At 52.9% G+C, this 21,748-nt stretch carries 12 protein-coding genes; 10 read left to right on the top strand and 2 right to left on the bottom strand.

What is annotated here, in order from left to right:
- Window positions 1–1,236 precede the first annotated feature (1,236 nt).
- The 6 genes from C6I21_RS00055 (at window position 1,237) to C6I21_RS00030 (ending at window position 9,234) form a co-directional block, all read left to right on the top strand.
- The gene (locus C6I21_RS00055; RefSeq protein WP_105957383.1) at window positions 1,237–2,571 is read left to right on the top strand and encodes a stalk domain-containing protein; all 1,335 of its coding nucleotides are present in this window, start codon (window positions 1,237–1,239) and stop codon (window positions 2,569–2,571) included.
- A 208-nt stretch (window positions 2,572–2,779) separates the two neighbouring features.
- Window positions 2,780–4,273, top strand: coding sequence for a sensor histidine kinase (locus C6I21_RS00050; RefSeq protein WP_105957382.1), 1,494 nt, complete (start codon window positions 2,780–2,782; stop codon window positions 4,271–4,273).
- Window positions 4,263–5,798, top strand: coding sequence for a response regulator transcription factor (locus tag C6I21_RS00045; RefSeq protein ID WP_105957381.1), 1,536 nt, complete (start codon window positions 4,263–4,265; stop codon window positions 5,796–5,798). Before C6I21_RS00050 ends, C6I21_RS00045 begins: the two co-directional genes overlap by 11 nt.
- A gap of 188 nt (window positions 5,799–5,986) precedes the next feature.
- Entirely contained in the window at window positions 5,987–7,402 is a 1,416-nt protein-coding gene (locus tag C6I21_RS00040) for an ABC transporter substrate-binding protein (protein ID WP_245411494.1), read from the top strand.
- 78 nt (window positions 7,403–7,480) lie between these two features.
- Entirely contained in the window at window positions 7,481–8,410 is a 930-nt protein-coding gene (locus tag C6I21_RS00035; protein ID WP_105957380.1) for a carbohydrate ABC transporter permease, read from the top strand.
- Window positions 8,410–9,234, top strand: coding sequence for a carbohydrate ABC transporter permease (locus C6I21_RS00030; RefSeq protein WP_105957379.1), 825 nt, complete (start codon window positions 8,410–8,412; stop codon window positions 9,232–9,234). Before C6I21_RS00035 ends, C6I21_RS00030 begins: the two co-directional genes overlap by 1 nt.
- A 458-nt stretch (window positions 9,235–9,692) precedes the next feature.
- On the opposite strand, the gene C6I21_RS00025 is transcribed toward C6I21_RS00030, so the two are convergent.
- On the bottom strand, window positions 9,693–11,888 hold the full coding sequence (locus tag C6I21_RS00025; protein ID WP_105957378.1) for a 5'-nucleotidase C-terminal domain-containing protein: 2,196 nt from the start codon (window positions 11,886–11,888) through the stop codon (window positions 9,693–9,695).
- Window positions 11,889–12,272: 384 nt separating this feature from the next.
- A complete protein-coding gene (locus C6I21_RS00020) occupies window positions 12,273–14,471 on the bottom strand; it encodes a 5'-nucleotidase C-terminal domain-containing protein (protein ID WP_105957377.1) in 2,199 nt (732 codons plus the stop codon).
- A 367-nt stretch (window positions 14,472–14,838) separates the two neighbouring features.
- Here C6I21_RS00020 and C6I21_RS00015 point away from each other — a divergent pair, with 367 nt between their 5' ends.
- The 4 genes from C6I21_RS00015 (at window position 14,839) to C6I21_RS16125 (ending at window position 21,511) form a co-directional block, all read left to right on the top strand.
- Window positions 14,839–17,091, top strand: a complete 2,253-nt coding sequence (locus C6I21_RS00015; RefSeq protein ID WP_105957376.1) for an S-layer homology domain-containing protein — start codon at window positions 14,839–14,841, stop codon at window positions 17,089–17,091.
- 30 nt (window positions 17,092–17,121) lie between these two features.
- Window positions 17,122–19,152 (top strand): S-layer homology domain-containing protein, encoded by a 2,031-nt coding sequence (locus tag C6I21_RS00010; protein ID WP_105957375.1) that lies wholly within the window; start codon window positions 17,122–17,124, stop codon window positions 19,150–19,152.
- Window positions 19,153–19,371: 219 nt separating this feature from the next.
- The gene (locus C6I21_RS00005) at window positions 19,372–21,114 is read left to right on the top strand and encodes an N-acetylmuramoyl-L-alanine amidase (RefSeq protein ID WP_181185995.1); all 1,743 of its coding nucleotides are present in this window, start codon (window positions 19,372–19,374) and stop codon (window positions 21,112–21,114) included.
- Between the two features lie 193 nt (window positions 21,115–21,307).
- Entirely contained in the window at window positions 21,308–21,511 is a 204-nt protein-coding gene (locus tag C6I21_RS16125; protein ID WP_142393186.1) for a hypothetical protein, read from the top strand.
- The last annotated feature ends 237 nt before the right edge of the window (window positions 21,512–21,748 follow it).

The following is a 21,748-nucleotide window of genomic DNA, read 5'->3' as shown; positions in this document are numbered from 1 at the left end:
ATAAAATCCAAAGCCTCTTCCAAGTAGGAATACCAAGGACTGCAGCGTTGTTCTATTCATCGTTACTTTCTATTGATGGAGCTTCTCCGCTACTCGGCAGAAGCTTGCCGTGGGCTTGTCTTCCAGCGGGGCGCTATTTGCACGGCTGCAGAGCATGAGCAGAGCCGGCCTATGGTTTGAGCCGAAGGGCAGCGAACTTCTGCCATGCGGCACGGCCGCGTGGAGCCATGCTTCTTAAATCGAAGCACTGTCCAGCTCCAGCGCCCACTCGCTCGAGGTTCCTTCACCCCTGCCGAAGAAAGCAAAGATCGGGTTTCGTCGGCAGGGCTTCCAGGACTGGTCGCTCGTAAGCAGGGTGCTTCCGCTTTTCGAACTCCCTCCGGAACGCGTACGGCTGCAGGTGCAGGCAGAAAGCGGGAACCTATTAAACAGACCTCTTTTCTTTTAAGACCAGTCGGTTTCTGCATGGTTTATTTTGAAGTACAAGAAAGTATAAAGTTCGAAGCCTCTTCCGAGCAGGGATGTCAAGGGTTATAGCATTTCAACGTTCTGTTCCGTGTACCGTTTGTTTCTGTTGATGGAGCTTCTCCGCTACCCGGCAGAAGCCTGCGTGGGCTTGTCTTTCAGTCGGGCGCTGTCTGCACGGCTGTATAGCATGAGCGGAGCCGGCCTTTGGTTTGAGCCGCAGGGCAGCGAACTTCTGCCATGCGGCGCGGCCGCGCGGAGCCGCGCTTCTTATAAAAGAAGCATTGTCCAGCTCCAGCACCCACTCGCTCGAGGTTCCTTCAGTCCTGCCGAAGAAAGCAAAGACCGGCTTTCATCGGCAGGGCTTCCAGGACTGGTCGCTCGTGACCAGGGTGCTTCCGCTTTTCGGATTCCCTCCGGAACGCGTACGGCTGCAGGTGCAGGCAGAAAGCGGGAACCTATTAAACAAACCTCTCTTTTCTTTTAAAACCAGGCAGTTTCTGCCTGGTTTATTTTACAAAAAACAAAATTAAATATTTTTATTAACTTGGCCTCAGCCTGATCCGTGAGAAAAAAGCAGTGTTTCCAATCTATCTTATCCCACAAAATTTGTTATTTAACCTTCAAAAACAGACGATTAATTACAAATAATTACATTTAATACGTACTATTGTAAGAAAAAGTTTAGGAATGTTACAAACGGGTAACATTACTGTATAGAAATCGTCATATTAAGTAGAACGATAAATCATACATTCAGGTGGGGATACTATGTGGAGCAGATGGATGAAAGCAGGAGTTTTGACAGCTGTACTGACAGCAGGAATTGCGCAGCCGCTCCAGGCAGCTTCGCCATACGAGTATTATTTCAACGGAGAAGCTGACCATACTGTCGGCGACATGCTATATATGGAAAACAACCGTCTTCTCGTACCGCTTCGTGCAATCTTTGAAGACCTTGGTGCGGAAGTGACGTGGGTTCAGGAAACGAAAGAAATTATGGCGGTCCGCGGTGAGGATCATGTACATATGAATGTCACAGCGGATTATGCATTCATTAATGATGAAGAATATCAGCTGGATCAGACACCCGAAGTAAAAGAAGGACGCACGTACGTGCCGCTCCGCTTTGTGTCGGAAGCACTCGGAGCTGAAGTCCGCTGGGACGGAGAAGCAGGTAGTGTTTATGTGAACAACGGTCCGGAGACTGAAAGAGAAGTAACCCAGCCGGAAGGGGAAAATATTCTTTCCGAGCAGGACCTTCAGCTGCTGGACTGGATGCCTGCAATGCCGGGGGAAAGCGTTGATGAGACCCTTGTTTCCTCGGAACAGCTGGACAGCCAGTATCCATTTGACTGGCACGTTTTCACTCAGGAAAACAGCTCTTTTTACATGATCGGCCACGATGATGCCGAGGTGGAGGCTGTCTTTGCAGCAGCAACAGCAGAAAACGGCGGTGACGGCCTGACGAAAGCCGATGTCCGCAGCGCGCTCGGTACGCCGGAACGCTGGATCGTGAAAGACGATCTTTACTACAACTATGCCGGCGATGACACGTGGGATCTGTTTGAATCAAACGGCTATTACATCACGGTATTTTATGACCTGTGGCAGCAGGACCGCGTCGGCGGCGTGCAGGTAATGAAGCAGGAGACAGAAGATGCTTCTCCAGGGTTCTACGGCATGGTGGAAAACGAAGCGTCTCTCAGTGAAAGCTACGAGCGCCAGCTGTTCCTTCTGACGAATATGGAACGGGAAATGAACGGGCTTGAGCCGCTTACATGGAACGAGGAAGCATCCGTTCCGGCACAGGAGCACAGTGACGATATGGCAGCAAACGATTATTTTGCCCATGATAACCTGAACGGAGAATCGCCGTTTGACCGGATGCGGAACCATGATATTCTGATGAAGCATGCAGGAGAAAACCTGGCGCGCCGTCAGATCAGTCCGGTTCACGCACATTTCAACCTTCTCGATTCCGCAGGACACCGGGAAAACATGCTGGATGAGAAATTTGAAACGAACGGGATCGGGGTCAGCTTTGATGGAAGCGAACCGTACTTCACACAGAAATTCGTTACCGGTTATGACTTGAGCGAGTAACATCTTCACGTATATCCCACTGAATGAAAAGCAGTCAGAGGTTCCCCTCCGGCTGCTTTTTCTCTGTCTGAAAGCGGCATTCTCTCATGACTTCCCTGAGAAAAAGCATAGCTATACCTGCAGCCCGCGTATCGTCCCAAACCGCCCATTGGCGGCAGCACAGGCGTCTGGTATTCTTAGACATAGGAAAGAAGAAGGGGGAATCGGCGTGAAAATCCACCACAAGTTTATGTTGTTTTTCGTCGGCATGATTGCCGTTATGGGAGCGGTAACCTGGTTTATACAGGATAACAGCAGGCAGACAACGGAACAGTATGACGATATTCTGCAGCGGTTTCTCGTCCTGAATGAAATTTCGCAGTCCTCGTCGGAACTCCGGGATACGTTTGACGATTATATGCTTGTTACCGAGCCGGAAACATTTCAGCAGTTCCTCCTTCAAAAAAATGAACTGCTGGCCAATCAGCATCAATTTTTGCAAACGATTTCAGTACATGATGACTCTATCATTCATAAAAATTATTACTATATGCTTTCCTACCTCGTACATGAAATGGAGCAGGCGGTTTCGACGAAAGAGGAACAGATGGAGAGCGCCCACTTCCTGCACCGGGAGGAGGTGCGCCGCTCGTCGGAGTGGATCGGAGCGACGACCCTGGAGCTCGTCAACCGGGAGCTCGAGGATTATCATGAACTGCATGCCGGCGTGCTGGAGAGACAGCAGTTTCAGCAGACACTTGCGGTGAACAGCGCCATCGCAGTATTCGGTCTCAGCCTGTTTGTCACCTTCTTTATGTCCAAGCGGATTTTAAAGCCGGTCCGGAGACTGATCACGCAGTCCGAAGCGCTGTCCCAGGGCGATTTCACCGTCGAAGATGTTCCGGTAACGAACGATGAGGTCGGTGTACTGAGCCGCACTTTCAACCAGATGAAACGGGATGTGCACCAGCTGATCGAAGAGATGCGCGAGCGCTCGCGGCTGGAGCGGGAATTGAAAAATCAGGAGCTGCAGCAGCTGGAAACAACCCGGCTTCTCCGTGAAATGGAGCTCCGGTCGCTGCAGAACCAGATGAACCCGCACTTTTTGTTTAATACGTTAAACTCGGTTTCCCGCATGGCGTATATGGAGGGTGCGCCGAAAACGAGCAGTCTCGTCGTGTCGATTTCCAAAATGCTCCGCTATCAGCTCCGGCCGCTGGAAGAGCCGGTCAGTCTGGAAGAGGAAATGATGCATTTAACGAGGTATGTGCAGATTCAGGAAACCCGTTTTCAGGACAGAATCCGAGTGGATCTGGACGTGGATTCGGAAAACATGAATATTCCGGTACCGCTTCTCACTCTGCAGCCACTCGTGGAGAACGCCTTTATTCACGGGCTGGAATCGGTGGAGGAGGGCGGTGTCATTACCGTGAAAATCCGCGATGAAGCAGATGGAAGTGTCTCAGCGGAAGTGCGGGATAACGGCCGGGGTATACCGAAAGAACGGGTGGACGAGCTGACGCATCCGGACAACGTCAAACCTGCGGGACGCAGCAGAGGTCATTTAACCGGCATTGGTCTCGTCAACGTGCAGAAGCGGCTGCAGCTGTTTTATGGAAGGAGCGGTCTGGTAGAGATCGATTCCAGCGTCGGCAGAGGAACGTCGGTGCATATTCGTTTTCCGGCGGAAAGCAGGGAAGGAGGGTTTATCCGTGAAGCATAAAGTGTTAATTGTCGAGGACGAACCGCTGGAACGGGAGGCATTGAAGCAGCTGTTCCAGACAGAGTGGAAGACGATGGAGGTCATCGGCGAAGCCTCAAGCGGGAGACAGGCGGTGGAGCTTGCGGATCTGTATCACCCGGATATTATTACGATGGATATGCAGCTTCCCGGCATGAACGGACTTGATACGATGAAAGCAATTATGGAACAGGAGCCCGGCAGCTCATTTGTTGTCATTTCCGCCTATGACACGTTTACGTATGTGAAGCAGGCGATGACGCTTGGGGTGCAGGATTACCTGTTAAAGCCATATGATATAACGGAGTTAATAGAGACGATCGATACGGTGGCGGAAAGGCGGCAGAAAAAGCAGCGGGAGCGGATGGAGCAGATGCAGCTGAAAGATCAGGCCGGGCAGATGCAGGTGCTCGTCGAAAAAGAACTTGTCGATGCGCTCGTCCACCCGCATACCCACGATTTCTCCAAGACCCAGCTGCAGGAAATGCTCGGCATTCAGTTTACGGATGCCCTGCCGGTCGTCATGACATTTCCCCCGGAGCTGCCGATGGACGCTGTTCTTTACCAGCAGGTCAAGCAGCTCGTGAAGCAGAAACTTCCCTGCCTTGCCGGCGCAGCATCCGGACAGCAGCTGCCGCTTCTCTGCTATGAGGAGGAAAGAAGCTCGACGCCGCTCCGCATCAGAGTCAGCGCGGTATGGAAGCAGCTTCTCCGCGAAACAGAGTGGGCGCGCGCTGTTTCTTTCGGTGCGTCCGCTCCCGCAGGCGGCATGGACCGTCTCCCGGCTGCGTTTCAGGAAGCCGCTGCCGCTTCGGCTCAGGCGGATCGGGGTGTCCTTCACTTTTACAAGCCGGCTTCCGGCAGAGCAGATGATGCATTGGAACAGGCGGGGGAAGCCTTTCTGCAGGCTGTCCGCCACGCGGATTTTGCCGGCGCGGAAGCTTCCATGGCGCAGTGGAAAACAGCACTGCAAAAAGACCATGTAACACCGGAACAGGCCCGGGCACAGGCTGTTGAACTGTCGGTCATGACCGGCCGGCGCCTGCAGCCGGTACCGCTTCAGCCGCTCGGCATGTTTTTTCAAGCCGCAGAGAAAGAAGCGGTCGCTGCCCAGGCCGAGAAGCAGCTTACGTTTCTTCTCACACAGCTCAAAGAGCAGTATGAACAGCAGAAAGAAGGAACGATGAAACGGTTTCTGCACTACCTCGAAACGCATTTTGACGAAGAAATGACGCTTGAAGAGGCGGCTGCCTCGGTGCACATGAGCCCTGCCTACTTCAGCCGCCAGTTCAAGGAAGCGAGCGGGCGGACGTTCGTCGACTACATCACCCAGCTGCGCGTGGACAGTGCGAAAGAATATTTGCGGACGACGAATCGTTCACTGAAGGAAATTGGAAGCGATGTCGGCTATAAAGATCCGAATTACTTCAGCCGCGTGTTCCGGAAAACGACGGGTCTGTCCCCGAGTCAGTACCGGCAGAGGCAGAATGGTGAACCGGAAACGTAAGTCTGTTATACGATTGTGCTTGTTTTCATCATATTGTGCTACTACAGAAAGCGGACCGTCTTCCCGGCGGTCCGAAAGTTTGTTTTGTGCTGATAGTCGAAAGGATTTCCAGCCGACAGAAGCAGACGGATCCGTTAAGATAAAAATGTAAACGGTTTCAATATCTTCTTAAAGGGGGCTTTTTGGTTATGAAGAAATGGAAACGGTACGGATTGGTTTCCGCAGCAATGATTGGCGCAGTGACGTTGGCAGCCTGTGGAAATGAAATGGAATCAATTGATCCGGATGCAGAGCCGGAAAATGCAGGAACAGAGACAGAGAACGAACCTGCAGACGACACAGGCGGAAACGCGGAAGAGCCTGCGGACGAGAATGAAGCAGCAGAAAATGGTGAAAATGCAGACGGTGAAGCTTCCGGGGGCGGAGAAGGCGAGCTGGAAATTTTCAGCTGGTGGACCGGAGCCGGGGAAGAAGCCGGACTGCTTGCACTTATTGATCAGTTTGAAAGCGATAACCCGGATGTATCGGTTGTTAACGCAGCAGTTGCCGGCGGTGCCGGAACGAATGCGCAGGCCGTTCTCGCGTCACGGATGCAGGGAAATGATCCGCCGGGAACGTTTCAGATCCACGCTGGTGCAGCACTGAACACCGGCTGGGTGGAAGCGGGCAGAATGGAGCCGATCACGGATATTTGGGAAGAAGAGGAATGGATGGATAAGTTCCCGGAAGATCTGATCGATATGATCACGTCGGACGGTGAAATTTACTCCGTGCCGGTCAACATTCACCGTTCCAATACGATGTTTTTCAACCAGTCTATTTTTGACGAATACGGACTGGAAGCACCGACGACATTTGATGAGTTTTACGATGTAGCGGATCAGCTGGAAGCAGAAGGCATCGTGCCGCTCGCGCTCGGTGACACCGAAAGCTGGACGGCCCTTCATTTGTTTGAAACGATCCTTCTCGGCGTATTAGGTCCGGACAGCTACAATCAGCTCTGGAGCGGCGAGCTCGGATTCGATTCGCCGGAGGTAGCTGAAGCGGTGGAGCATTTCGACCGGATGCTTGAATACATTAACGATGATCATGCTGCCCGCAACTGGCAGGACGCCGCGCAGATGGTGGCGCAGGGGGATGCAGCCATGAACGTGATGGGAGACTGGGCTGCCGGCTATTTTGCCACAGACCTGGAGCTCGAGCCTAACGTTGACTTCGGCTGGGCGGAAACACCGGATACAGAAGGAGAATTCATCATTGTCTCTGACACATTCGGCCTGCCACAGGACGTCGATGATCCGGATACAGTCCGTGACTTCCTCACTTTCCTCGGTTCGGTGGAAGCACAGGATACGTTCAACCCGCTGAAGGGTTCCATTCCAGCACGTGTGGACGCGGATCCGGAGCAGTACAACGAGTACGGCCAGGAAACGATTGATGATTTCCAGAATGCATCACTTGCACCGAGTCTCGCTCACAACTCGGCAGCACCGGCCGGATTCGTCTCCCAGGCGGATCAGGCAGTTAACATCTTCGTTTCATCAAGAAACCACGAGCAGCTGATTGATTCGCTTCAGACCGCTCAGGAAGAAAATATCCAATAGAGAGAAATCAGGTGCCTGTCCCGGTACGATGGCGGGGCAGGCTTTCTTTTCAGCAGAAATTGAAAGGGGGAAGATGACTTGCAGTCCAAAGGCATATCGAAAGATAAATGGCTCGCGTTTTTGTTTCTGCTGCCATCGATCATTGCGATCGCAGTATTCGTCTATGGGTTTATCAGCTGGACCGGGTATGTGTCGCTTACAAACTGGAACACGCTGACACCGGATTTCAGCTTTGCCGGGCTCCGTAACTACATCTTTTTATTTAACGACTACCGCTTTTTATCCGGTATGCGGAATACGATATTCTTCACGCTCTTTTTCCTGCTCGGGGTGCTTGCGATGGGATTTTTCCTCGCATCGTTTATCGATTCCAATTTAAAAGGGGAATTCTTTTTCCGAAACATTTTCCTCTTCCCGATGGCGCTGTCCTTTGTTGTGACAGGTGTCGTGTGGCAGTGGCTGCTGAACCCGAGCACCGGCGTCAACCTGCTGTTTACGATGCTCGGCTTTGAGTCGGTGCCGCAGTGGTATACGAGTACGACGATTGCTTTCGGCTTTCCGTTTCCGCTCGGAGGGATTGAATTCGGTATTCCGGTAGCGATGCTCGCCGTCGTTATCGCCGCGGTCTGGCAGATGACGGGGTTTTCGCTTGCGATGTATCTTGCCGGACTGCGCGGCATTCCGGATGAAGTGAAAGAAGCAGCCCGTGTGGACGGCGCATCTGAATTTCATATTTACCGGAAAGTCATTTTTCCAATGCTCATGCCGATTACCGTCAGCGTCGTCATTATTATGGGACATATGTCGCTCAAAATTTTCGACCTGATCTATGCGATGACCGGTTCGGGGCCGAACTTTGTCACCGACGTTCCGGGTGTCTACATGTTTGAAACGACGTTCCGTGGAAACTTTTTCGCCCAGGGTGCGGCGATTGCGATCATTATGCTCGTTCTCGTAGCAGTGATCATCGTGCCGTATTTGATTAACGCCCGGAAAGGAGAGTCCTGATGGTTATACAAAACCGCTTTTTAAAGCTGCTGGCCTACGCGGTCCTCATCGGAATGAGTCTCTTCTTTCTGATGCCGATTTACGTCATGGTGATTACGAGTCTGAAGCCGCTCGAGGATGTCTCGCTCAGCCGGATGTGGGAACTGCCGCAGAGTGTGTCGTTTGATGCCTATGCTGTCGCCTTTTCACGTCTTGCGCCGAACTTCATGAATACGATTTACCTCGTCGTTCCGGCTACGCTTTTGTCAGCGCTTCTTGGATCATTGAATGGATACGTGCTGTCAAAATGGAAGTTCCGCGGCTCAGACTGGATTTTCACAGCGATTCTGTTTGGAATGTTCATTCCATACCAGGCGATTCTTATTCCGCTTATTCAGTTTCTGCAGTCGATCGGACTTTACAACACGATAGCCGGTCTTGTTCTCGTGCACGTGGTGTACGGGCTGCCGATCACGACGCTCATTTTCCGTAATTTTTACGCCAGTATTCCCGACGATCTGATGGAAGCAGCGCGGATGGACGGCGCCGGCTTTTTGAGCATTTATGCCAAAGTCGTGTTCCCGCTGTCGATTTCCGGCTTTGTCGTTGTCTGTATCTGGCAGTTCACGAACATCTGGAACGAGTTTCTGTTTGCGGTCAGTATTACGAGTACCGGCTCCCAGCCGGTCATGGTGGCTCTCCAGAACCTGTCCGGCAGCCAGATTGTCCAGTGGAACGTGCAGATGGCCGGGGCGCTGCTTGCCGCACTGCCGACACTGCTCGTCTACATCTTCGTAGGAAAATATTTCGTCCGCGGACTGCTGGCAGGCTCCGTCAAAGGCTGACGACGTCTGTGGAAAGCAGCAGATCGCTGGAGTCAGTCGTCGTTTCCAGCAGGCGGAGAAAATTCATTTCAGCAGAAGAAAAGCTGCGGCGGGATGTGAAAACATACCGGACGCAGCTTTTCTATTGGCAGTAGAGGAACGTCAACTTCGAACGTTTTGTTCTTTCTACAGGCTGTTTTCATCTCCTGTTCGTTGTGGACGTTTTTCGGGAGAAGCGGACCTTTTTGTTGAGTTATGAACGTTTTGGATAGAGCTGTGGTACCTTTTAAAAGAAGTGGACGTCCGCCGGCCGTTTACGAACGTCGACCGATGAGTTACGAACGTTCAGCGGCAGGTTGTGGTACATGCCTCTGTCAGAAGCGGGCGTTTTTTAAAAAGGTGCCTAAAAGACTGCTGCAGCTGTCTGCCCGCAACAAAAAAGAGCGGGTGCCCGGATAAGGCGCCCGCTCTTTTTGCTGTTATTCTGCAATGTTCGTAATCCGTTCCTGTACCTGAGGGGTGATGGTTTCGTAAAGAAGCGCGTAGTCGCGTAGGATCTCCCAGTCGGTTTTTCCGATCAGGCTGACGCGGCCGTCTTCATTTGCCTGGGCAAACATGTCGAAGCCGTCTCCGCCCGCGGCAGTAAAGTTGTTTGTTGCAACGAGGTACGTTTCATTCGGCATTATCATCGAATGGTCCCCGTTGCGGTCGATTTCTGCTTCCAGTACACGCTCTCCGGCAGGGCGGCTGCTGTCGAACGTGAAGCACATACCTGCAACCTGAAGGAAGCCGCCGCTTTCATCCGGGACGTTTCGGACGGAGTGTTCCAGCGCAGCGAGAATTTCTGCTCCGGTGAGCTCCATAATGGAAAGCCGGTTTCCAAACGGCAGGATACTGATCAGCTCCCCTGTAGTGACCGGTCCTGCGTCAAGTGACGTACGGATACCGCCTGCGTTCTGAAGAGCGATATCGACTTCCGGATTCAACTGACGTGCTTCATAGAGATAAGCATCAGAGATCAGGTTACCGAGTGCGGTCTCGCTGTTTCGGACGCTCGTTCCGTCATTTCCGTCATCGCCGAGGCGCGGGTTCGGGAAGGCTTCTCCTGCGGTAATGCCGGTTTCCTGATTCTGCAGCTCTTCAATCGCTTCCGTGTAAGGAACGAGCATCTCCGCAGCTGCCGGATCGGCGTCAAACTCCTCAATCGGATGAAGTTCGCCGCGTGCGGCGTACTTGTTTACGACGCCATCATCATCGAACAGTACCTGGATTTCACCTAAGTTGTTACCGTATTCTCCGGCCTGGGCAATGACGGTCGGCTCCTTAAGGTTTCCGTCCGCATCCCGGGTGATGACATCCGGCGGTTCAATTTCCGTATGGCTGTGGCCGCCGACGATAATATCAATGCCGTCTACGTTTTCCGCGAGTTCCACATCATTTCCGAAGTCGGAGCGCGTGTCGTAGCCGAGGTGGGTGAGGGCGATGATTTTATCGACACCCGCGTCTTCAAACTCCGATACCATCCGCTCAGCGGTGTCAAAAATATCATCAAATTCCACCACGCCGGCGCTGGAAATGTTCACCGTATCTTCGGTGTCGAGACCGAAAATACCGACTTCTTCGCCATCGACTTCTTTAATAATGCCGTCGTAGATGGAGCCGTCCTCGGGATCCGAGGTGATGCCGCCCGGCTGCATGCCGTCAAAGTTCGGGTCGGCAGAGAAGTCGAGATTGGAAGCGACAATCGGGAAGCCCCCTGCTTCAAAGAACGCCGCGAGATCCGGATGGAAGCCATCGTCGTCGCCCAGGTCAAACTCATGGTTGCCCGGAACGAACGCATCGTACTCCATCATGCTCATAAATGCGGCAGCATCCAGCCCGCGGAATTCATTAAAGTAGAGTGTACCGGAGAAAATGTCCCCTGCTTCCAGGAGGAGCGCATCCGGATAGTCGCTGCGGAGTTCGTTGACTGCGGTAATCATCTGCGGATACGTATCTGTCCGGCCGTGAAGATCATTCGTATGCAGAACGCTCAGCTGAAATTCCGTTCCATCCCCGAGGCCGAGCGTCCGCTGCAGGAAGGTGGCAAACTGGGCGCGGGTGAGGCTCGATTTCGGCATGAAATCGCCGAGCTCTGTCGTAAGTGAAAGGTCAGCGAAGACCTGTACATCCTGCTGGTGGGAGGTGTGGACGTTTGACAGGTTAATCGTCACGGTGCCGTCGTTGTCTCTGTCAGCAAGCTCATACGCCCGGACCATAATGGATGCCATCTGCTCCCGGGTGATTTCATTATCCGGGAAAAAGCGTCCATCGTATCCTTCCATAATGCCCGCTTCTGTCAGTGCGGCAATGTTGGCTGCAAATGGGTTCGTGCCGTCGACATCGGCATAGCGGTCCAGAACAGATGTAGAACCGCCCCCGAGACCGAGCGCGCGGGCCAGAAGTGCCGCTGCGTGCTGACGGGAAATACTTTCATTCGGCCGGAATGTATTGTCGGGATACCCCCCGATAATTCCGTCCTCATGCAGCATCTGCACAGGCTTGGCGTAGTACGTACCATCGCGGACGTCACTAAATGAATGGTCGGCAGCTCCTGCAGTCAGCGGTGAAGCACTCATGGCAGCAGCGGCGGCAAGAAGCACAGCCATGCTGCCTTTCGAAAAACGTAAAGACATTATACACCCTCCCCTTTTCTCGTTTAATAATTGTCTGACAATTCCAATAGTATGGATGGCAGGGGAAGAAGTCAATGCACTTTCCCAGGAAAAGAAAAGTGTGTGTAGAAGTCATGAATTTCGAAAGGGAAAACCCCTCAGAAAAAAAGACTTTCGGGCAGAAACTATACAAAATCTAAGCATACAAAAGGGTCCTTTATTTATGGGTATAAATGGTATTTATTGCATGGATATGAAATCATACGGGAAGAATTCATAAAAAGGGAGGTAAATGGAAGGGAAAAACATCGATAAACGGGGAATAGCTTTATATTTGTTAGTGACATCGAATCAAAACAAAAAGAGGATCCGGACAAGGCGACCGGATCCTCTTTTATTTAACGATTAGTTATCGTCCGAAGCTGTATCAACAATGCGTCCTTCGATCTGTGGAGAAATCGACTCTCCAAGCGTCAGCGCATAGTCGCGGAGGATCTCCCAGTCGGTTTTACCGACAATGTCGACCCGTCCGTCCGCATCCGCAGCAGCAAAGACATCAAAGCCGTCGCCGCCGGCAGCGGTAAAGTTGTTCGTTGCAACGCGGTACGTGCTGTTTTCATCAAGGTCCACGTAGTCGCCGTCCATCATGACTTCCGCTGACTGTACACGGCTGCCTTCTTCCTGGCTGCTGTCATACGTGAACTGCATGCCTGCAACCTGCAGGAATCCGCCGCTCTCTTCCGGAGCGTTGCTTACGGCATGCTCCAGTGCTTCAAGAACTTCCGCACCGGTCAGTTCCATCACAGCAAGGCGGTTACCAAATGGCTGGATTTGAATCAAGTCACCGACCGTTACTGGTCCTTCATCCAGTGGAGCGCGGATACCTCCGCTGTTCTGGAAGGCAATCGTCGTGTCTTCGTACGAATTGCGGGCTTCAGCAAGATACGCATCGGCAATCAGGTTGCCGAGGCCTGTTTCACTGTTTCGAACACTGATATTAGCGTCATTTCCAGGATCATCTACACGTGGGCTTGGGAATTCTTCTGCTGCAATAACGCCGGTTTCTTCATTCTGCAGCTCTTCAATATCCTCTGTGAATGGGAGTAGCAGTTCTGCAGCGGCAGCATCCGCTTCGTAATCTTCAACCGCATTCAGCTGGCCAGTAACAGAATAAGGATTTACAACGCCGTCTTCATCAAAGCTCAGGTGGACTTCACCAACGAGCTGGCCATATTCTCCTGCCTGAACAATGACGGTCGGATCTTTTTCGTTGCCTTCTGCATCTTCAGTGATAACATCCGGTGGAGCGACCTGGGTGTGGCTGTGACCGCCGACGATCAGGTCAATGCCGTCGACTGTCTGTGCAAGCTCAATGTCATTGCCGGCATCTGAAGACGTATCATAGCCGATGTGCGTCAGCGCAATGATCTTGTCGACGCCGGCTTCTTCAAACTCTTCCACCATGCGTGCAGCGGTTTCGATCGCTGGTTCGAATTCAACCACGCCGGTGCTGGAGATGGTAATCGTATCTTCTGTATCGACACCGAAAATACCGACTTCTTCACCGTCAATTTCCTTCACAATGCCGTCGTAGATCATGCCGTTTTCCGCGTCGGATGTGATAGATTTATCCTGCATGCCGTCGAAGTTCGGATCGTCGGAGAAATCAAGGTTTGATGCTACAACAGGGAATCCGCCGGCTTCAAAGAACGCAGCCAGATCTTCGTGATAGCCATCATCATCGCCGAGGTCGAATTCATGGTTGCCCGGAACGAATGCATCGTACTCAAGCAGCTCCATGAACGCCGCAGACGCCTGGCCGCGGAACTCGTTGAAGTAAAGTGTACCGGAGAAAATGTCTCCTGCTTCCAGAAGAAGGGCATCCGGGTTTTCAGCGCGGAGCTCATCGACAGCAGAAATGATCTGCGGGTAAGCGTCCGTCCGTCCGTGAAGGTCATTTGTGTGAAGGACAGAAAGGTAAGCATCGCCAAGTCCCCAAGTTCTATGTAGGAACGTAACAAATTGAGCACGGGATACATCGTTTTTAGGCATAAAATCTGCAAGCTCATTCGTGATTTTTAAATCAGCTAATTTTTTAACGTCGGAGGCGTGTGCTTCATGCACATTATCCAAGTTTACATCAGCATCAATCCGTGTTTGAGCTTCCAGATCGTAAGCTCTTACAAGCACAGAAGCCATCTGTTCCCGGGTAATTTCTTCTTTTGGGTTAAACTGACCGTTATATCCGGAGAAAATACCTGCATCTGTAAGTGCAGCAATTGCTCCACTATACGAATTGGAGGAATCGACATCATCATATTGTTCCAGTGCTTCCAATGAGCCTCCGGCATAGCCAAGAGCGCGTGATAGGAAAGCAGCTGCCTGTTCTCTTGTCAAGCTGATATTCGGACGGAATGTCTCATCCGGATACCCGCCGATAATGCCCTCGGCGCTCAGTGCGTTGACTGGTACTGCGTAATACGCGTCATCGTCGACGTCTGTGAATGTGTGGTCATCTGCCTGTGCTGCCATCGGTGCGCCTGCAATAAACGCTGCTGCTGCAAGCAGACCAAAGGCTTTGCTTTTCTTCGATCGAACCGTCATGTGAAACCCTCCCTGTAATGGTAAAGAAAATGGCCGTTCTCCGTTAAGTGTAAAAAACTATGGGAGAGAAGTCAATCGAATCGAGTTAATTTTGAAAAAATTTTAACGCTTACATGAACAATATTTCAATTATTATAAATGAAATATGAACAAAAATTCGACAAACGGACCGCTTCACGTGGCATATCCGAAAGAAATGAATGGTTTCTTAATGAGTTATCAAGATTGCCTGAATCATTCGTGTGAATCTGTCCCGGAAAACGACACGCAATAGATAGAAGAAATTTCATCTAATTGTAATCTGAAATCCCGCTCATTTCTTGTATAATGTGGGACAGCAGTCGAAAAGTAAGGGAGACGATGAGAGATGAAAAACAGCTTACTCGGTGGAGCAGCTGCTTTTTTCGTGCTGGCATCGGCAGGGACAGCCGCAGCAGAGACGAAAGAAGAGCCGCTTTCACCCGGCGTGGAATGGCGCCAGGAAACAGGAGAACGCAACGGACAGCAGCAGGCACTGAACGTGTTGAAAGTGAATACAGGCGATACATATACAACGCTGGATCTGAGCATTCCGGAGCCGCTCCGGCAGACATCGACAGTACTGAATCAGGCGCTTGCCGCCCACTCGGAATCTGAACGGGTCGTCGGCGCCATCAACGCTTCTTTCTTTGAAACAGGAGGAGTCAACGTCGGCCTTCCGGCGAACCTTCTCGTCGATGACGGGGATATTCTCCGGTTCGGCCGGAATTCCAGCTCGACCGCAGGATACAACTTTTACGATCAGGCTTTCGGCCTTGCACAGGACGGCACGGCAATGATCGATGAGCATTCGGCGGAAGCGGTCCTGACATTGAACGGAACATCGGTGGAGGCAGCAAGCATCAACAATATCCGTGAAGGGGACGGGGTTTCCATTTTCACTCCGGACCACGTGCTGGATACACCGGGCACAAACGCTTCCGGAAGCGTCATGGAGTTAACGGTGGAAGGGGCCGGGAACACGGAGGACCTTTCCTTTGGCGAAACATACAGCGGCGTGATCACCGACCGGAATGAGCGCAATCCGGAAACGAACCGGTGGGAGCTCACGAATTCGGAAATTCCGGATGACGGCTTCGTCGTCGCCGTGCACGGTACCGCACTGGACGGCCTTGAGGATGTTCAGATCGGGGAGGAAGTGTCCCTCGAACTGGATATTGAGCCGATGTGGCAGGAAGCAGCGGCCGTGTTCGGCTCCGGCCCGTTTCTCGTCAAAGACGGTGAGCGGTTTATTACGATGAATCCGGATGCGGGACAGGCGTCCACGCGGGCACCACGCACCGCGGTCGGTATTTCCGCTGACGGATCGGACGTATTTTTCGTCACCGCCGACGGCAGACAGCCTGGCTACGCAGCAGGCATGACGATCACCGAGCTCGCAGACTACCTCGTGGAGCTCGGCGCCGACCGCGCGATTAACCTGGACGGCGGCGGCTCGACACAGATGACGGGGATGAAGCCCGGATTCGGCTTCCCAACGCTGTTGAATCAGCCGACGGAAAACCGGCGCGTATCAACAACCCTTCAGGTGAAGGACAGCTCGCCGCTGCCGCAGGTGAGTGAACCGTTTCTTAAGCTGGATAACATGACGACCGCCGCCGGATGGTACACACGTACCGTGCGTGCGGAAGCGGAAGTCGGCGTGAACAGCCGGGCGAGTGAACCGCGTCGTGCGGATCAGAATTCCACGCGTCTGAGCTACGATTTCACGACGTCTTCAACCGGCACGAAAGCGGCGTACATGAAGCGCGCGAAACCGTTTCTGCTTCACGACAACGCAGAACAGCTCGGTATCTGGGTGTACGGCGATGGAGCCGGTCACTGGATGCGCGGCTATGTGTACGACAGTCAGGGCGAACGCTACACGGTCGACTTCACGGATGAAAACGGCGTCGATTTCACGGGCTGGCGCTGGCTGACAGCGGATCTGCCGCAGAACGTACCGCAGCCGCTCACCTTTGATGAAATTTATCTGGCACAGCCGGATGCTTCCAAGCAGAATCAAGGTGCCGTCGCTTTCTCTGATCTGGAAGTATTGTATGAAGACAAGCAGGTGAACCGCTTCCCGGATGTGAGCACGACCCATTGGGCGAGAAGCTCCATTCTGGCATTGAACAACAGCGGTGTCATTACCGGCTACATGGACGGCACGTTCCAGCCGTCGAGAAGTATCAGCCGGGAGCAGGCGGCGACGATGCTCGTCCGTGAGCTTAACCTGGATACGACCGGACGAGAGAATCCGTCGTTTACCGACGTGAATACGAACCGTCAGCTGTATCCATATATCGCAGCTGTTGCGGAAGAGGGGCTCATGACCGGGTTCTCGGACGGCGGGTTCCAGCCGGCAGGCGAATTGACGCGTGCAGAGCTCGCCGCGATTCTGACGAGAGCGTATCAGCTGGAGGGGGAAGCATCCTCTTCCTTCCCGGACGTCCCCGAACGTCACTGGGCTTATGAAAATATCGGCATTTTAGCCGCGTCCAATATTACCGGTGGATATCCGGACGGCACGTTCCAGCCATCCCGCCCGGTCAGCCGTGCCGAATTCTCGGTCTTCATGGACCGCGTCACCGCAAGATAAGTTTACGAAAGAAGAAGGGGGAAACGTCGAATGCTGAAAAAATGGACGATGTTCCTGCTGGCAGCGGTTCTTATGCTGACCGGTGCAGGGGGAGCGGCGGCAGATAATCATACCGATATCAGCGGCCACAGTCTGGAAGAAGAAATGCTTGAAGCGATCGACCGCGGCGTGCTGGCAGGATACGGCCAGGGGACGTACCGTCCCGACCGCTCCGTCAGCCGTGCCGAATTTGCCACATTCACAGCCCGTGCGCTCGGACTTCCGAGAGCACAGCAGGAATCAGGATTTGACGATGTCGGGAGTGACTTCGGCCTGAGAAGCAGTGTCTATGCCGCAGCGGAAGCCGGCATCGTCGGCGGCTATCCGGACGGCACGTTCCGTCCGAATCAAAATATTACCCGCGAAGAAATGGCCGTTATGATCGACCGTGCGCTCCGTTCCGAAGGACTTCCGGTGGAGCGGTCCGATGTAAACTTTATCGATATTAACGACGTCCGCCCATCCTATGTAAACGGCGTATTAAACAACGCGTTCTACGGAATTATTCAAGGCTTCCCGGCACAGCAGGGAACCGCGTTCCGGTTTGCCCCGAAAGAAGATGCGACACGCGCCCAGTCTGCAGCATTTATCGTGCGGATGCAGGATGCGGTGGAAGAGTATGAGGAAGAAGAGGCAGAAGTGCCGGAACCGCCGCCGGGAGTGGAAGACCCTGAAGAGCCGGAAACACCGGAAGTACCGGAAGAGCCGGAACTGCCGGAGGTGCCGGAGCCGGACCGTGCATTCCAGACAGCCTCGATCAGCAGCAGCGGCGAGCTCACTGTCCGCAGCCGGGAATACGATACGTACAACCAGGCTGCCGCAGCGCTTTCCGGAGATGAGAATATCGTATTGAAAAACGGCGATATCGTCCGGATGAGCGGCGGCATTGTCCGTCCAAACCATCCGACGAGCGCGCTCACCTACATTTATTCCGACCGCGGGCTGACTGATGCGCAGACGTATACGACTAAAGCGGCCGGTTTCGGCTCGGAGCTCCGCTACGCTGATTCCAACGGATCGTCTATCCGGGTGGACTTCGCCGGGGTTACCGGTTATGTCGACGTCGACACCGTGGATCTTATTCCGACCCAGCAGGTCCGCGGAAACCGTAATTATTATGATGTCACCGACGGCACGCTCCGCCATCACATTTACAACCCGACAGCAGACAGCTATGCCGCCTATGTGTACGGACCGGCGCCGGACTTTCTCAGCGAAGGACCGCGCTACTACAGCTGGGACGGTTCAAAGTTCTACACGACGTCCGGTATTATGGTCGGCGAGCAGCCGCAGTACTTTAACACCATGGGCGTGAAAACACAGTCCAGCTACACGGCGGAAGATCTGAACCGCTATATTGAGGCAAACGCACCGAGCGGGCGGAACAGCAAGCTTCTCGGCGAAGGAGAAGCCTTTATTGAAGCACAGAACCGTTTCGGCATCAACGCACTGTTTATTCTCGGGGCGGCCATCCATGAGAGCGGCTGGGGCACAAGTCAGATCGCTCAGGATAAAAACAACCTGTTCGGTCTCCGTGCTACCGACGACAATCCATACGGCAACGCCGATGAATTTAACTCGGTTCAGGACGCTGTATTCTATTTCGCGGATTACTACATCCGCCGCGGCTACACGAACATCGACCACCCGACACGCTACACCGGCGCGTTCCTCGGAAATAAAGGAGCCGGCTTTAACGTGAAGTACGCGTCCGACATGTTCTGGGGGCAGAAAATCGCCGGTCACATGTACCGCGCGGACCGCTACCTCGGAAGCAGAGACCGGAACAAATATGACATCGGCCGGATTACAACGTCCGGATTGAACGTACGCACCGGTCCGGGAACGGAAAATGACATCCGCTACACGTATGACCGTGCCGGATATTATGTCATTCTGCATGATGAGGTGGAAGCAGAAAACGGAAGTACCTGGTACGAAGTGAGCTCGGAAGTGCCGAGATTCAACCGCAGCTCCTATATCCACAGTTCGTTTATCGACCGTCAGCAGTTCCCGCAGTAAAGGAAGCAGGCCAGTCAGACATGGAGACATGCTGGGCTGGCTTCTGCTGTTTTCTGGGGAAATTTCAATGCATAAGCCACCAGGACTAAAATCTCATTTTTGAAAGGAAAACCGTTGTAAAAGGCGGAATCTCAAAGAATCGCGCGGAATTCTGCCAGAGACTGGGCAAAATATGTTATATTAAGGCTAAATCACGTATAGAAACCGAGGAGGATGTGTATGCTGCGGAAATTGATTCAGCTTGGTGTAGTGGCAGCACTGCTGGCAGTGGGATTTGTACTCTGGACACCGAATGAAGCGCAGGCAGCCGAACGTGGAGTGATATCCGGTCTGGACAGCGGGGACACGTTGAACGTAAGAGACCGGGCAGACCTGGATCAATCAACAGTAATAGGAAAACTAAGTAATGGCGATGTTGTACATATTTCAAGAGAAACCGGCATTTTTTATGAAATCAGCTTTAAACGCGAAACGGCCTACGTATCCAAATACTACGTTGATAAGCAGTCCGGCTCACGCGGAGATACGAGTATCGTTGTAAACGGCGAGCCGATTGCGTTCCCGGTAGCACCACGTAACGAAAACAACCAGCTTCTCGTACCGTACCGGGCGATCAGTGAAGCGCTCGGCATTAACATTACGTGGAACCAGCAGCAGAAAACCGTAACAGCAGAAGGTGCCGGTAAGACGGTGCTGTTTGAAATGACACCGCGCCGCTCCTATGTAGACGGTTCGGAAGTGAGTGTCAATCCGCGTCCGAATATCGTTTCCGGCACAACGATGGTACCACTGCGTTTTTTTGCGGAAACATTTGAAGCGGACGTAGATTATGTTCATAGCGAAAACCGTGTGTTTATCGAGAGTGACGGCCAGAGTGTAACACCGGGAGAAGACGTCCTATCCGACAGCGACTTTGACGGGAACTTGACAGCGGTCGTTAACACGAACGGACTCAATGTCCGTGACAGCGGCTCTACAAGAGGCCGTTCTGTCGGTACACTGCAGCGCGGCGATGTTGTCATGGTGGAAGGATTCAGTAACGAATGGGCGAAAGTCCGTTACGGATCGAACCAGACTGGATTTGTACACACGTACTACCTGCAGATGAAGCATTTTAACAACGATCTTCGGATTCTCGGTAATCCACAGTGGCAGCGCACAAATAACCGGGATATGCTGAACCTGTACAAAATCGGCGGGACGACCGTTGATGTATCGGAACGTGCGGATGGCTTTACCATCACGACAAATGCGACAGACATTGATGCACCAAGCAGCTCGGAACGGGCCATTAAACGTGTCCGCGTAGAGACGAGTGGTTCCACGAAGCGAATTCACGTAGACGTTGCTGACGGCTATCACTACGTGTACCGCGAAACATTCGGCTCGGTCTTTCTGACGTTCCTTCCGCCGGGGCTTGAAGGAAAGCGGATTGTCATTGACGCCGGCCACGGAGCGAAAGACCCGGGTGCCCGTGCCAATGGACTTGTAGAAAAAGAACTGGCGCTTGACATCAGCCTGGAAGCCGAGCGGATTCTGGAAGCTGCCGGTGCAGACGTTATTATGACGAGAACTACGGATGAGTTCCTCGAATTAACGCAGCGTGCCGACATTGCCAACGATGAATTTGCTGATGCCTTTATCAGTGTGCATTTAAATGCGTTCAACGGAACAGCGAAAGGATCAGAAACGTTCTGGCATGGAGCAAGCAGCGGACCGAATTCAGAGAAGCTTGCACACGCGATTCAGGACGCGATGGTAGCGAAACTCGGAACTCATTACCGCCGCGTGGCAGAGCAGAACTTCTCGGTCATCCGGCGCTCGTCGATGCCGAGTACGCTGATTGAATTTGCCTTCCTTGACAATGCGGAAGATGCAGCGATTGTAAAACGTCCCGGCTTTACGCGGGATGCCGCAGACGCGATCAAGATCGGTCTGGAAGATTTCTATCACGTGCGCTGATTGCGTGAGCGTCACGAACATACAGCGTACGAAAGGCTCCCCGGTACCTTTAATGGTATCGGGGAGCCTTCTTTGTGTCCGCTGGATTGTATAGGGAAGAGATCGGGCAGCGGGAAGAAACCTGCACCTGTTCACCGTTTCAGCTGATTCCGTTGCGGTCTTCGCGCTTCGCGTGGCGGCCTGACGGGATATCATGGCGATCTTTGAAGCTGGTATGGCGGTGTCCGGCATGTCTGTTGCGATCCGCGCCAGGCGCTGCGGTCTTTTCTGCTGCCGTGGCGATCTAAAATGGCCGTGTGGCGGTCTCAACCACTGCCATGGCGATCACATCAAAAAAACGCGCAGCGCCTTGTCGGAGGCCACTGAAAATCTCAAGATTTTAATTGAACGAAAGTAAACTCCCAGAAAAAAAACGCCCAATTTCCGATTTTTGAATCTGGTCGTCTTTTTTGTCGAGGAATTCTTTTAACCATATTCATGCTTTTTATTCCAGGCTCAATCAGACGGAACGAAAGACGGGGACGCCTGCGGGAAGAGCATGAGGTGAAGACCCCGCAGAACATCCAAAGGATGTTCGAGGAGGCTGAGGCCATGCCCGCGGCAAGCTTCCGTCTGTAGTGCAGTCTGATTTCAC

It is taken from the genome of Alkalicoccus urumqiensis (assembly GCF_002993335.1).
In the GTDB taxonomy this organism is placed as follows: Bacteria; Bacillota; Bacilli; order Bacillales; family Salisediminibacteriaceae; genus Alkalicoccus; species Alkalicoccus urumqiensis.
The sequence above is the reverse complement of the archived record's forward strand: the minus strand, read 5'-3'. Positions and strand labels throughout refer to the sequence as shown.